Origin of the sequence: Pseudomonas sp. C6002, from assembly GCF_013385805.1 — a bacterium.
Taxonomy (GTDB): Bacteria; Pseudomonadota; Gammaproteobacteria; order Pseudomonadales; family Pseudomonadaceae; genus Aquipseudomonas.
Genome location: NZ_JACAPH010000030.1, coordinates 132,215 through 145,642, shown reverse-complemented (window position 1 = coordinate 145,642; position 13,428 = coordinate 132,215). Strand labels below are relative to the sequence as shown.

At 58.5% G+C, this 13,428-nt stretch carries 14 protein-coding genes; all 14 read right to left on the bottom strand.

The window, feature by feature from the left end:
- Positions 1 to 161: 161 nt before the first annotated feature.
- The 14 genes from glmS to HX817_RS20325 all read right to left on the bottom strand — a co-directional run bounded on the left by glmS (position 162) and on the right by HX817_RS20325 (position 13,426).
- Positions 162 to 1,994 (bottom strand): glutamine--fructose-6-phosphate transaminase (isomerizing), encoded by a 1,833-nt coding sequence (glmS, locus tag HX817_RS20390; RefSeq protein ID WP_003213537.1) that lies wholly within the window; start codon positions 1,992 to 1,994, stop codon positions 162 to 164.
- A 10-nt stretch (positions 1,995 to 2,004) separates the two neighbouring features.
- Positions 2,005 to 2,772, bottom strand: a complete 768-nt coding sequence (locus HX817_RS20385) for a DeoR/GlpR family DNA-binding transcription regulator (RefSeq protein WP_003213539.1) — start codon at positions 2,770 to 2,772, stop codon at positions 2,005 to 2,007.
- A 228-nt stretch (positions 2,773 to 3,000) separates the two neighbouring features.
- Positions 3,001 to 4,368: a bifunctional UDP-N-acetylglucosamine diphosphorylase/glucosamine-1-phosphate N-acetyltransferase GlmU gene (gene glmU, locus HX817_RS20380; RefSeq protein ID WP_003213541.1), complete on the bottom strand. Its 1,368-nt coding sequence runs from the start codon at positions 4,366 to 4,368 to the stop codon at positions 3,001 to 3,003.
- A gap of 115 nt (positions 4,369 to 4,483) precedes the next feature.
- Positions 4,484 to 4,909, bottom strand: a complete 426-nt coding sequence (locus HX817_RS20375) for a F0F1 ATP synthase subunit epsilon (protein ID WP_008439541.1) — start codon at positions 4,907 to 4,909, stop codon at positions 4,484 to 4,486.
- Between the two features lie 44 nt (positions 4,910 to 4,953).
- Positions 4,954 to 6,333 carry a F0F1 ATP synthase subunit beta gene (gene atpD, locus HX817_RS20370; RefSeq protein WP_003213545.1) on the bottom strand — a complete coding sequence of 460 codons (1,380 nt, stop codon included), beginning with the start codon at positions 6,331 to 6,333 and terminating at the stop codon, positions 4,954 to 4,956.
- Between the two features lie 27 nt (positions 6,334 to 6,360).
- Positions 6,361 to 7,221: a F0F1 ATP synthase subunit gamma gene (gene atpG, locus HX817_RS20365; RefSeq protein ID WP_003213547.1), complete on the bottom strand. Its 861-nt coding sequence runs from the start codon at positions 7,219 to 7,221 to the stop codon at positions 6,361 to 6,363.
- A gap of 50 nt (positions 7,222 to 7,271) precedes the next feature.
- Positions 7,272 to 8,816: a F0F1 ATP synthase subunit alpha gene (atpA, locus tag HX817_RS20360; RefSeq protein ID WP_003213549.1), complete on the bottom strand. Its 1,545-nt coding sequence runs from the start codon at positions 8,814 to 8,816 to the stop codon at positions 7,272 to 7,274.
- Between the two features lie 21 nt (positions 8,817 to 8,837).
- The gene (locus HX817_RS20355) at positions 8,838 to 9,374 is read right to left on the bottom strand and encodes a F0F1 ATP synthase subunit delta (RefSeq protein WP_003213551.1); all 537 of its coding nucleotides are present in this window, start codon (positions 9,372 to 9,374) and stop codon (positions 8,838 to 8,840) included.
- A gap of 12 nt (positions 9,375 to 9,386) precedes the next feature.
- Positions 9,387 to 9,857, bottom strand: coding sequence for a F0F1 ATP synthase subunit B (locus HX817_RS20350; RefSeq protein WP_008439543.1), 471 nt, complete (start codon positions 9,855 to 9,857; stop codon positions 9,387 to 9,389).
- Between the two features lie 56 nt (positions 9,858 to 9,913).
- The gene (gene atpE, locus HX817_RS20345; RefSeq protein WP_002555987.1) at positions 9,914 to 10,171 is read right to left on the bottom strand and encodes a F0F1 ATP synthase subunit C; all 258 of its coding nucleotides are present in this window, start codon (positions 10,169 to 10,171) and stop codon (positions 9,914 to 9,916) included.
- A gap of 133 nt (positions 10,172 to 10,304) precedes the next feature.
- The gene (gene atpB, locus HX817_RS20340; protein ID WP_003213554.1) at positions 10,305 to 11,174 is read right to left on the bottom strand and encodes a F0F1 ATP synthase subunit A; all 870 of its coding nucleotides are present in this window, start codon (positions 11,172 to 11,174) and stop codon (positions 10,305 to 10,307) included.
- A gap of 16 nt (positions 11,175 to 11,190) precedes the next feature.
- Positions 11,191 to 11,598, bottom strand: coding sequence for a F0F1 ATP synthase subunit I (locus HX817_RS20335; protein WP_003213556.1), 408 nt, complete (start codon positions 11,596 to 11,598; stop codon positions 11,191 to 11,193).
- 148 nt (positions 11,599 to 11,746) lie between these two features.
- Positions 11,747 to 12,619: a ParB/RepB/Spo0J family partition protein gene (locus tag HX817_RS20330; protein ID WP_003213558.1), complete on the bottom strand. Its 873-nt coding sequence runs from the start codon at positions 12,617 to 12,619 to the stop codon at positions 11,747 to 11,749.
- 9 nt (positions 12,620 to 12,628) lie between these two features.
- Positions 12,629 to 13,426: a ParA family protein gene (locus HX817_RS20325; RefSeq protein ID WP_003213559.1), complete on the bottom strand. Its 798-nt coding sequence runs from the start codon at positions 13,424 to 13,426 to the stop codon at positions 12,629 to 12,631.
- Positions 13,427 to 13,428 lie beyond the last annotated feature (2 nt).

Genomic DNA, 13,428 nt, shown 5'->3' with positions numbered 1-13,428 from the left:
GGCGGCGGCATTCCCTGGCTAGTTATCCACAGGGCGCATTCTAGGGGTAAAGCAGGGGAATACTCCCGGAATTAGTCCACAGAAACGGCAAGACCCGATGCTCGGTAGCCTGAAAAAGCAAAACCCCCGAAGAACGGGGGTTTTGGTGGTTCGGGTGCGGCTTATTCCACCGTCACCGACTTCGCCAGGTTACGCGGCTGGTCAACGTCGGTGCCCTTCAGCACAGCCACGTAATACGACAGCAGCTGCAGCGGGATGGTGTAGAGGATCGGCGACAGGGTGTCGTGGATGTGCGGCATGTTGATGACGTGGGTGCCTTCGCCATTGGTCATGCCGGCCTTCTCGTCGGCGAACACGATCAGTTGCCCGCCACGGGCGCGCACTTCCTGCAGGTTGGACTTGAGCTTCTCCAGCAGTTCGTTGTTCGGCGCGACGGTAACGACTGGCATGTCGTCATCCACCAGGGCCAGCGGACCGTGCTTGAGCTCACCGGCCGGGTAGGCTTCGGCGTGGATGTAGGAGATTTCCTTGAGCTTGAGCGAACCTTCCATTGCCACCGGGTATTGCGCACCACGGCCGAGGAACAGGGTGTGGTGTTTGTCGGCGAACAGCTCAGCGACTTTCTCCACGGTGCTGTCCATGGCCAGGGCTTCACCCAGGCGGGCCGGCAGGCGGCGCAGTTCTTCGACCAGGTGTGCCTCGACGCCTTCGCCCAGCGTGCCGCGAACCTGGCCCAGGGACAGGGTCAGCAACAACAGGCCGACCAACTGGGTGGTGAAGGCCTTGGTGGATGCCACGCCGATTTCACGACCGGCCTGGGTCAGCAGGGTCAGGTCGGACTCGCGCACCAGGGAGCTGATGCCGACGTTGCAGATCGCCAGGCTGCCGAGGAAGCCCAGTTCCTTGGCGTTGCGCAGGGCGGCCAGGGTGTCGGCGGTTTCGCCGGACTGGGAGATGGTCACGAACAGAGTGTCGGGCTGCACCACCACCTTGCGGTAGCGGAATTCGCTGGCGACTTCGACCTGGCACGGGATGCCGGCCAGTTCTTCCAGCCAGTAACGGGCGACCATACCGGCGTGGTAGCTGGTGCCGCAGGCGACGATTTGCACGTTGCGCACTTTGGCGAACAGCTCGGCAGCTTGCGGGCCGAAGGCTTGCACCAATACCTGGTTCTGGCTCAGGCGACCTTCCAGGGTGCGTTGCACCACGGCCGGTTGCTCGTGGATTTCCTTGAGCATGAAGTGGCGGAACTCGCCCTTGTCGGCGGCTTCGGCGCCGTCACGATACTGCACGGCCTCACGTTCCACGGACTGGCCGTCAACGTCCCAGATCTGCACGCTTTCACGGCGGATTTCGGCGATGTCGCCTTCTTCCAGGTACATGAAGCGGTCAGTCACCTGACGCAGGGCCAGTTGGTCGGAGGCGAGGAAGTTCTCGCCCAGGCCCAGGCCGATCACCAATGGGCTGCCACTGCGGGCGGCGACCAGGCGGTCAGGCTGGCTGGCGCTGATCACGGCCAGGCCATAGGCGCCATGCAGTTCCTTGACGGTGGCCTTGAGAGCGTTGGTCAGGTCGCCGATGTCCTTGAGCTTGTGGTTCAGCAGGTGGGCGATGACTTCGGTGTCGGTGTCCGAGGTGAAGACATAACCCTGGCCCTTGAGTTGTTCACGCAGCACTTCGTGGTTTTCGATGATGCCGTTGTGCACAACCGCCAGGTCACCGGAGAAGTGCGGGTGAGCATTGCGTTCGCACGGCGCGCCGTGGGTGGCCCAACGGGTGTGGGCGATACCCAGGCGGCCTACCAGCGGCTCACCGGCCAACGCTTGTTCGAGTTCGCTGACCTTGCCCGGGCGACGCATGCGCTCAAGCTTGCCGGCGTTGGTAAAGAGCGCCACACCGGCGCTGTCGTAGCCACGGTATTCCAGGCGTTTGAGGCCTTCGAGCAAAATGGCAGTGACGTTTCGTTCAGCGACTGCGCCAACAATTCCACACATGGTTTCTCTCCTAGATGACTGCCGCGCAAATCAGCGTGATGCCGCGGGCTTGAATCTGGTCGCGGGCCTCAAGTGGCAGGCGATCATCGGTAATAAGGGTATGGACGCTGCTCCAGGGCAGTTCCAGGTTGGGGATCTTGCGGCCAATCTTGTCGGACTCGACCATCACCACCACTTCGCGGGCGACTTCGGCCATGACGCGGCTCAGCCCCAGTAATTCGTTGAAGGTGGTGGTGCCGCGCTCCAGGTCGATGCCATCGGCACCAATAAAGAGCTGGTCGAAATCGTAGGAACGCAGTACCTGTTCGGCGACCTGACCCTGGAACGAGTCCGAATGCGGGTCCCAGGTGCCGCCGGTCATCAACAATACCGGCTCGTGTTCCAGGTCGCTCAAGGCGCTGGCAACGTGCAGGGAGTTGGTCATCACCACCAGGCCGGGCTGGTGGCCCAATTCGGGGATCATGGCGGCGGTGGTGCTGCCGCTGTCGATGATGATGCGCGCGTGTTCCCGCAAACGCCGGACGGCCGCACGGGCGATGGCGCGCTTGTAGGCCGAAATGGGCTGTGCCGGATCACCGACCAGTTCCTGAGGCATGGTGATGGCGCCACCGTAGCGACGCAGCAACAGACCGTTACTTTCGAGGGCCGCCAGGTCCTTGCGGATGGTGACTTCCGAGGTTTCGAAACGCTTGGCCAATTCGTCCACGCTGACTTCACCTTGCTCGGTGAGCATGGCAAGGATGTTGTGGCGACGTTGGGGTGTATTTCGTTTCGACATGGTGATGATAAGTTTCGTTTCGAAAGATAACGAAGGCAATCAAAACCTATTCATTCAAAATGGTCAAGCATGCGACTGAGTTTTTTGAATCAACACAGATAAAAATGTGGGAGCGGGCTTGCTCGCGAAGGCGGTGTGTCAGTCGGCGCATGTATCAACCGAAAGACCGCCTTCGCGAGCAAGCCCGCTCCCACATAAGTACCGCAGTGTTTCAGGGTTGTGGATAACTCAGCTCTTCTTGATTTTGACCGGGCGTTTCCAGCCGTCGATGTTGCGCTGGCGGGCGCGGGCGACGGCCAACTGGGACTTATCCACATCCTGGTTGATGGTGGAACCTGCGGCGGTGTTTGAACCATCACCGATAGTGACGGGGGCGATCAGCGAGTTGTTGGAGCCGATAAACACGTCTTCGCCAATGGTCGTCTGGTACTTGTTGGCGCCGTCGTAATTGCAGGTGATGGCGCCTGCGCCGATATTGCTGCGGGCACCGATCACTGCATCACCGAGGTAGGCCAGATGGCCGGCCTTGGCGTCGTCGCCCATCCGGGCGTTTTTCAGTTCTACAAAGTTACCCACATGGGCGCGAGCGCCCAGCACGCTGCCCGGACGCAAACGCGCGAACGGACCGGCATCACTGCCCTCGCCCATCACCGCACCGTCGATATGGCTGTTGGCCTTGATCACCACACCCTTGCGCAGGGTGCTGTCCTTGATCACGCAGTTCGGCCCGATCACCACGTCATCTTCAATGACCACGCGGCCTTCGAGGATCACGTTGATATCGATCAGCACGTCGCGGCCAACGGTGACGTCACCCCGCACATCGAAACGTGCCGGATCACGCAGCGTCACGCCCAGCGCCATCAGGCGGCGGCCTTCACGCAGTTGGTAGTGACGCTCCAGCTCCGCCAGTTGCTTGCGGTCGTTGGCGCCCTGCACTTCCATCGGGTCGTGGGGCTGTTCGGTGGCGACCACCAGGCCATCGCTGACGGCCATCTCGATGACGTCGGTCAGGTAGTACTCGCCCTGGGCGTTGTTGTTGGACAAGCGGCTCATCCAGTCAGCCAGGCGGTCAGCCGGCACCGCGAGGATGCCGGTGTTGCCTTCAGTGATGGCGCGCTGGGCTTCGCTGGCGTCTTTATGCTCGACGATGGCCGCGACCTTGCCGTCAGCGTTGCGCACGATGCGACCGTAGCCGGTCGGGTCATCCAGCTCGACAGTGAGCAAGCCCATCTGGCCTGGCACCACGTGCTTGAGCAGGCGCTGCAAGGTTTCCACTTCGATCAGCGGCACGTCTCCGTAGAGGATCAGCACGGTGTCGGCCTTGATGAACGGCACGGCCTGCGCGGTGGCATGGCCGGTACCCAATTGCTTGTCCTGCAATACGAAATTCAGGTCATCCGCCGCCAGCCGCTCACGCACCACATCGGCACCGTGGCCGATCACCACATGAATGCGCTGTGGATCCAGCTGCCGGGCGCTGTGGATAACATGGCCAAGCATGGAGTTGCCGGCAACCGGGTGCAGCACCTTGGGCAGGGCCGAACGCATGCGGGTGCCCTGGCCTGCGGCAAGAATTACGATTTCGAGAGACATGAATGGCTACCAATCCTGGGCGGTCAGACTTCAGACCAAAGAAGTGTTTTGCAAAAAAAGAAAAAGGGTAGCCGAGGCTACCCTTTTTAATCAATCACGCATGAGGCTTGACGGCTTAGCCGCCAAACTTCTTGCGGATCTGCTGGACGGTGCGCAGCTGAGCTGCGGCCTCGGCCAGACGTGCAGCAGCAGAACCGTAGTCGAAATCTGCGCCTTTTTCGTTCAGGGCCTTCTCGGCAGCCTTGACGGCTTCCTGAGCGGAGGCTTCATCCAGGTCGGCAGCACGTTGCACGGTGTCGGCAAGTACCTTGACCATGTTCGGCTGAACCTCGAGGAAACCACCGGAGATGTAAAACACCTCCCGTTCCCCGCCCAGCTTGGTCAGAGTGATCGGACCAGGCTTCAAGGATGTAATCAATGGCGCGTGGCCAAAGTTAATACCCAGGTCGCCCAGTTCGCCGTGTGCAATCACACTCTCGATCTGACCGGAGAAGATTTCCCCTTCCGCGCTGACGATATCGCAATGGAATGTCATAGCCATCTGCTTGCCTCAACCTGATTAGCGCCCGTTACCGGGCGCCGGAATTACAGTTTCTTGGCTTTCTCGATCGCTTCTTCGATGCCGCCGACCATGTAGAACGCTTGTTCTGGCAGGTGGTCGTAGTCACCGTTGAGGATGCCTTTGAAGCCAGCAATGGTGTCTTTCAGGGAAACGTATTTACCCGAGGCACCGGTGAAGACTTCAGCCACGAAGAACGGCTGCGACAAGAAGCGCTGGATCTTACGAGCGCGGGATACCAACTGCTTGTCGGTTTCCGACAGCTCGTCCATACCCAGGATCGCAATGATGTCCTTCAGTTCTTTGTAACGCTGCAGAACGTACTGGACGCCGCGAGCGGTGTCGTAGTGTTCCTGGCCGATGACGTTCGGGTCCAGCTGGCGCGAAGTCGAGTCCAGTGGATCGACCGCTGGGTAGATACCCAGGGAGGCGATGTCACGGGACAGTACGACGGTGGCGTCCAAGTGGGCGAACGTGGTCGCTGGCGACGGGTCAGTCAAGTCATCCGCAGGTACGTATACCGCTTGGATCGAGGTGATCGAACCGTTTTTGGTCGAAGTGATACGCTCTTGCAGAGTACCCATCTCTTCGGCCAGGGTCGGCTGGTAACCTACTGCGGAAGGCATACGGCCCAGCAGTGCGGATACTTCAGTACCGGCCAGGGTGTAACGATAGATGTTGTCGACGAACAGCAGAACGTCGTTACCTTCGTCACGGAACTTCTCGGCCATGGTCAGGCCGGTCAGTGCTACGCGCAGACGGTTACCCGGCGGCTCGTTCATCTGACCGTAAACCAGTGCCACTTTGTCCAGAACGTTGGAATCCTTCATCTCGTGGTAGAAGTCGTTACCCTCACGAGTACGCTCACCCACACCGGCGAACACGGAATAACCGCTGTGCTCGATGGCGATGTTACGGATCAGTTCCATCATGTTTACGGTTTTGCCTACACCGGCACCACCGAACAGACCGACTTTACCGCCCTTGGCGAACGGGCAAACCAGGTCGATAACCTTGATGCCGGTTTCCAGCAGGTCGTTGCCGCCCGCTTGTTCCGCGAAGGAAGGCGCAGGACGGTGAATGCCCCAGCGCTCTTCGGTGTCGATTGGACCGGCTTCGTCGATCGGGTTACCGAGGACGTCCATGATCCGGCCCAGGGTCGCTTTACCGACCGGTACGGAGATGGCTGCGCCAGAGTCAGTGACTTCCAGACCGCGCTTCAAGCCTTCGGTGGAACCCATTGCAATGGTACGAACCACGCCGTCGCCCAGCTGCTGCTGAACTTCCAGGGTGGTGCCTGCATCGCTTTTGACTTTCAAAGCGTTGTAGATGCTCGGTACGCTGTCGCGTGGGAATTCCACGTCGATAACGGCGCCGATGATTTGAACGATACGTCCGCTACTCATAGCTGGATCCTCTGAATATTTGAACCGTTAAACCGCGGCAGCGCCGCCGACGATTTCCGAGATCTCTTGGGTGATCGCAGCCTGACGCGCCTTGTTGTAGATCAGCTGCAAATCGCTGATCAAATCACCGGCGTTGTCGGTAGCGTTCTTCATCGCGATCATCCGCGCAGCTTGTTCAGCCGCGTTGTTCTCGACCACCGCCTGGTACACCTGCGACTCCACGTAGCGCACCATCAAGCCGTCAAGCAGCTCTTTGGCGTCTGGTTCGTAGAGGTAGTCCCAGTGGTGCTTGAGTTCTTGTTCCGGGGCGGCCACCAATGGAATCAACTGCTCCACGGTAGGCTGTTGCGTCATGGTGTTGATGAACTTGTTGGATACCACGGAGAGGCGGTCAATCCGGCCTTCCAGGTATGCATCCAGCATCACCTTGACGCTGCCGATCAAATCATTGATCGACGGTTCTTCACCCAGGTGGCTGATAGCTGCAACGACGTTACCGCCGAAGTTGCGGAAAAAGGCCGCACCCTTGCTACCGACCACACACAGATCGATCTCGACGCCTTTTTCGCGGTTTACCGCCATGTCCTTGACCAGGGCCTTGAACAGGTTGGTATTCAAACCACCGCACAAACCACGGTCACTGCTCACCACGACATAACCGACGCGCTTTACTTCGCGATCGATCATGAACGGGTGGCGATATTCCGGGTTGGCGTTGGCCAGATGACCAATAACCTGGCGGATACGCTCCGCGTAGGGACGGCTAGCAGCCATGCGCATTTGTGCCTTGCGCATTTTGCTGACCGCCACTTTTTCCATGGCGCTGGTGATCTTTTGCGTGCTTTTGATGCTCGCAATCTTACTGCGAATCTCTTTTGCGCCTGCCATGTAACACCTATCAGGTTAGCAAGCGGGAGCCTCGCGGCCCCCGCTGCGGCTTACCAGGTTTGGGTGGCCTTGAACTTCTCGATACCGGCTTTGATGCCAGCGTCGATGTCGTCATTGAAGTCACCCTTCACGTTGATCTTCGCCATCAATTCGGCGTGATCGCGGTTGAAGTAAGCAATCAGCGCTTGTTCGAAGCTGCCGACCTTGGTGATTTCAACGTCGGTCAGGAACCCACGCTCAGCGGCATACAGCGACAGCGCCATGTCAGCGATTGACATTGGTGCGTATTGCTTCTGCTTCATCAGCTCGGTAACGCGCTGACCATGCTCAAGTTGCTTACGGGTCGCTTCGTCCAGGTCAGAAGCGAACTGGGCGAATGCCGCCAGTTCACGGTACTGAGCCAGAGCGGTACGGATACCACCGGAGAGCTTCTTGATGATCTTGGTCTGAGCGGCACCACCCACACGGGATACCGAAACACCGGCGTTCACTGCAGGACGGATCCCGGAGTTGAACATGGCCGATTCCAGGAAGATCTGACCGTCGGTGATGGAAATCACGTTGGTCGGAACGAACGCGGAAACGTCGCCAGCCTGGGTTTCGATGATCGGCAGTGCGGTCAGGGAACCGGTTTTGCCGGTCACTGCGCCGTTGGTGAACTTCTCTACGTATTCTTCCGAAACGCGGGATGCGCGCTCCAGCAGACGGGAGTGGAGATAGAACACGTCGCCTGGGTAAGCTTCACGGCCTGGTGGACGGCGCAGCAGCAGGGAAATCTGGCGGTAAGCCACTGCTTGCTTGGACAGATCGTCATAAACGATCAGCGCGTCTTCACCGCGGTCGCGGAAGTATTCGCCCATGGTGCAACCGGAGTACGGTGCCAGGAACTGAAGTGCAGCGGATTCCGAAGCACTGGCGGCCACGACGATGGTGTTAGCCAGGGCGCCGTTTTCTTCCAGCTTGCGAACCACGTTGGCGATGGTCGATTGTTTCTGACCGATGGCTACGTAGACGCAGAAAATCCCGCTGTCTTTCTGGTTGATGATCGCGTCGATCGCCAGAGCGGTTTTACCGATCTGACGGTCACCGATGATCAGCTCACGCTGGCCACGGCCGACAGGAATCATGGCATCGACAGCCTTGTAGCCAGTCTGTACAGGCTGGTCTACCGACTTACGCCAGATCACGCCTGGAGCAACTTTCTCGACCGCATCGGTCTCGGTGTTGTTCAGCGGACCTTTGCCGTCAACTGGGTTACCCAGTGCGTCGACAACGCGACCCAGCAGTTCCTTACCAACCGGAACTTCCAGGATGCGGCCTGTGCACTTGGCGCTCATGCCTTCGGCCAGAGTCTGGTAGGAGCCCAATACAACGGCACCTACAGAGTCTTGCTCCAGGTTGAGGGCCATACCGTAGACGCCGCCCGGAAACTCGATCATCTCGCCGTACATGACGTCGGCCAGACCGTGAATCCGCACGATGCCGTCAGATACGCTGACGACAGTGCCTTCGTTACGGGCTTGGGAGGTCACATCGAGCTTGTCGATGCGGCCCTTGATAATTTCACTTATTTCGGAAGGATTGAGTTGCTGCATTGCTCTGCTGCCCCTTCAAACTCAAGATTTCAATGCTTCGGCAAGATTCGCGAGTTTGCCGCGAATCGAGCCATCGATAACCAGGTCGCCGGCGCGAATGATGACACCACCAATCAGGGTGGCATCCTCCGCAACTTGCAGGCGCACTTCCCGGTCGAGTCGTGCACTGAGAACCTTGGCGAGTTTGTCTTGCTGTTCTTGGTTCAATGCAAAAGCACTGGTCACTTCAACATCTACCGATTTCTCTTGTTCGGCCTTGTACAGGTCAAACAGAGCGGCGATCTCCGGCAGAAGCGGGAGACGGTCGTTTTCGGCAACGACGTGGATGAAGTTCTGCACTTTTACATCAAACTTGTCGCCGCACACGTCAATAAACGTGGCGGCCTTGTCTGCGCTCGTCAGTCGCGGGGCCTTGAGCACGCGCTGCATGGTGTCGTCTTGCGACACTGCTGCAGCCAGGCCGAGCATGGCTGACCAAGAGGCCAGCTGCTGGTGGGCCTGGGCGTGCTCGAAGGCTGCCTTAGCGTAAGGTCGGGCCAACGTGGTCAATTCTGCCATGATCGCCCTCGCTTAAATTTCAGCAGCCAGTTTGTTTACCAGCTCCGCGTGCGCGTTTTGATCGATTGTGGCACCCAGGATCTTCTCAGCACCGCCGACGGCCAGAGCACCCAGTTGGGCACGCAGCGCATCTTTGACACCGTTCAGTTCCTGCTCGATCTCGGCTTGAGCCTGAACCTTCACACGGTCAGCGTCGATACGGGCTTTTTCAACAGCCTCTTCAACGATCTGGTTACCGCGTTTCTTGGCTTGCTCAATGATTTCAGCTGCCTGAGCTTTCGCTTCGCGCAGTTGTTGACCCGCTTTATCTTGGGCCAACTCCAGGTCGCGAGCTGCTCGTGCGGCAGCGTCCAGTCCGTCTGCGATCTTCTTCTGACGTTCGTGCAAAGCCGCGATGACCGGAGGCCATACGAACTTCATGCAGAAAACTACAAAAATCAAGAACGCTAAGGACTGACCAATAATGGTTGCATTAATGTTCACGCCAATACCTCGCTCGTTCGTTGCACAACACACCAATCACTCGAAAAAACGAGTGATTAACCGGCGAGTTGACCAACGAAGGGGTTCGCGAAGGTGAAGAACAGAGCGATACCAACACCGATCATGGTCACGGCGTCGAGCAGGCCGGCGACGATGAACATTTTAACTTGCAGCATTGGAACCATTTCTGGCTGACGCGCTGCGCCTTCCAGGAACTTGCCGCCCAGCAGGCCGAAACCAATGGCAGTACCCAGGGCGCCCAGGCCGATCAACAGTGCAACAGCGATAGCGGTTAGACCAACTACAGTTTCCATCTTTCCTCCCGACTTTTACGTCGTATGGTTTAGGTTTTTTAGATTTTAAAGCGGTAAAACAAATCGTTTCATAGCCCTTCAGGGCTACCCTCCCGTTTGACCGGGAGGGACATCAGACTAGTCGAGACTGGTCTTAATGGTTCTCTTCGTGCGCCATCGACAGGTAGACGATGGTCAGCATCATGAAGATAAACGCCTGCAGGGTGATGATCAGGATGTGGAACACAGCCCACGCCCACTGCAGAACAATGCCCAGGCCGCTAAGCCAGAGCAGACCACTGCCGAACATCACAGCGATCAGAATGAACACCAGCTCGCCGGCATACATGTTGCCGAACAGTCGCAGGGCCAGGGAAATCGGCTTGGCGACCAGGGTCACGAACTCCAGCAGGAAGTTCACCGGGATCAGCAGCGCTTGAACGAAGATGTTCTTGCTGCCGAACGGGTGCAGGGTCAGTTCGCCGATGAAGCCGCCGATGCCCTTGATCTTGATGCTGTAGAAAATGATCAACGCGAACACCGACAGGGCCATGCCCAGGGTGGCGTTAGGGTCCGTGGTCGAAACCGCACGGAATGGAATGTGGTGATCGCCGGAGATCAGGATGGCCAGCTGAGGAATCCAGTCGACCGGGATCAGGTCGACGGCGTTCATCAGGAACACCCAGACGAAGATGGTCAGTGCCAACGGTGCAATCACCGCGCTACGACCATGGAAGCTGTCCCGCACGCTGCCATCGACGAATTCGACCAATACTTCAACGAAGTTCTGCAAAGCACCTGGCTGACCGGAAGTCGCCTTCTTTGCCGCCATGCGGAAAATCAGGACGAAGATCAGGCCCAATGCGACAGACCAGCCCAGAGTATCCAGGTGGAATGCCCAGAAGCCCATTTCTTTGGCTTCTGCTGCGGAGTGGGCAAAGCCCCAGCCGCCGTTGGGAAGCTGACCGAAGGTCAGGTTCTGCAAGTGGTGCTGGATATAGCCCGAAGCGGTTGTTTCTGCCATGGTTGCCTCAAACGCCCTAAGGTTTCGAAAGTCTTGTTTTCATTAGCAGGGGAGCGAACCAGCTGACCAGTTGGGTCAACACGAAGACGCCGAATACAGCCAGCGGCGCCAATGGCTTCACACCTGCAAAGGTCAGTGCAAACAGCACTGCCGTCAAAATCAATTTCCCCGCCTCGCCGGCATAAAAAGACCGGACGATAGCCTGGGCTGCTCGGGCGCCGGAAAACCGAAAGGCCCTGTGAGCAAAATACATATTGGGCAGCAAGGCTATCAGGCCTCCGCAGAGTCCCGAGTATCCGGCTACGACTCCATACCAATACCAGAGCGCCAAAGAGGCGATCAGTAAAATGACAAATTGAGCCACTAAAACCGGGAAAACGGCCAAGCGATGGAACGGCAACGTGTTTGGCGTGCGGGTTTCCATCACTCTTGCTCCTCAATGGTCGGCTGCCGGAAATCAATAACTTGGCATAATTTGTGCCGACAAAATGCGCGCAGAGTATAGGGGCGGTTCTGCCCCTATTCAACTGCCGGGTAGTGATTTCCGACTGCGCGCTACAGAAGCAATTGTTTCAGCGGATGTGGGCAAGGACGCCCTGAAGCTCATCCAATGAGTTATATCCGATGACCAATTGCCCTTTGCCTTTCTTGCCATGACGAATTTGCACCGCAGAGCCTAGGCGTTCGGCCAGGCGCTGCTCCAGGCGTGCAATATCCGGATCAGGTTTGGCGGTTTCGACCGGTGCAGGTTTGCCACTGAGCCACTGGCGAACCAGGGCCTCGGTCTGACGAACGGTGAGGCCTCGTGCGACAACGTGTCGCGCCCCCTCAACCTGTTGATTTTCCGGCAAACCGAGCAAAGCACGGGCATGACCCATTTCCAGGTCGCCATGGGAAAGCATGGTTTTGATGACTTCCGGCAGCGCGATCAGGCGCAACAGGTTGGACACGGTAACCCGGGACTTGCCCACCGCATCCGCGACTTCCTGCTGGGTCAGTTTGAATTCCTGCTGCAAACGCTGCAGGGCGATCGCTTCCTCGATCGGATTGAGGTCTTCACGCTGGATGTTCTCGATCAACGCCATGGCGATGGCGGTTTCATCCGGCACATCGCGCACCATTGCCGGAATGGTTTCCTTGCCGGCCTGCTGGCTGGCGCGCCAGCGGCGCTCGCCGGCGATGATTTCAAAGCGGCCTGCACCAATCGGGCGCACCACGATCGGCTGCATCACGCCCTGGGCCTTGATCGAATTCGCCAATTCCTCCAGCGCCTGCGGGTCCATGTCCCGGCGCGGCTGGTATTTGCCGCGCTGGATCAGGTCCAGCGGCAGGTGCTGCAGCTCGCGCTCGTCGGCCTGCACCGCTTGCTCTTCAAGGGTCGTGACAGTCGGACCACTCAGCAGTGCATCCAGTCCACGTCCGAGACCTCGTTTCTTGACGGCCATGGGGATTCCTTAAGTTGGCTGGGCTGCAGCGGTGCGTGAATTGCGGCGTTGACGGCGAACCATCTCGCCTGCCAGCGCCAGATAGGCAATGGCGCCGCGGGAAGACTTGTCGTACGCCAGCGCGGGCATGCCATAGCTTGGCGCTTCGGCCAGGCGGATGTTGCGTGGAATCACGGTGTCGTAGAGCTGATCGCCGAAGTGTTCCTTGAGCTGTGCCGACACATCGTTCATCAGGCTCAGGCGCGGGTCATACATGGTCCGCAGCAGGCCTTCGATTTGCAGGTTCGGGTTGAGCAACTCGGCGATACGCTTGATGTTATCCACAAGGTCGCTCAAGCCTTCGAGCGCGAAGTACTCGCACTGCATGGGGATAATCACCCCGTCGGCCGCAACCAGTGCGTTCAACGTCAGCATCGACAGCGACGGCGGGCAGTCGATCAAAATGTAGTCGTAATTCTCGCGGATCGGCGCCAGGGCGCTGCGCAGACGGCTTTCTTTCATCTGCATTTCCAGCAGCACCACTTCCGCCGCGGTCAAATCGCGGTTGGCCGGCAGCAGTTGATAACCGCCGTGCTCGGAGAAGTGCATGGCCTGGGCCAGGTCGCACTCGCCAATCAGCAAGTCGTAGACCGAGTTTTCCAGGCCGTGTTTATCCACACCGCTACCCATGGTGGCGTTGCCCTGTGGATCGAGATCGATCAACAGCACCCGACGCTTGGTAGCGACCAGGGATGCTGCGAGGTTGATGCAGGTGGTGGTTTTGCCCACGCCACCTTTCTGGTTCGCTATCGCGAATACCTTAGCCATTC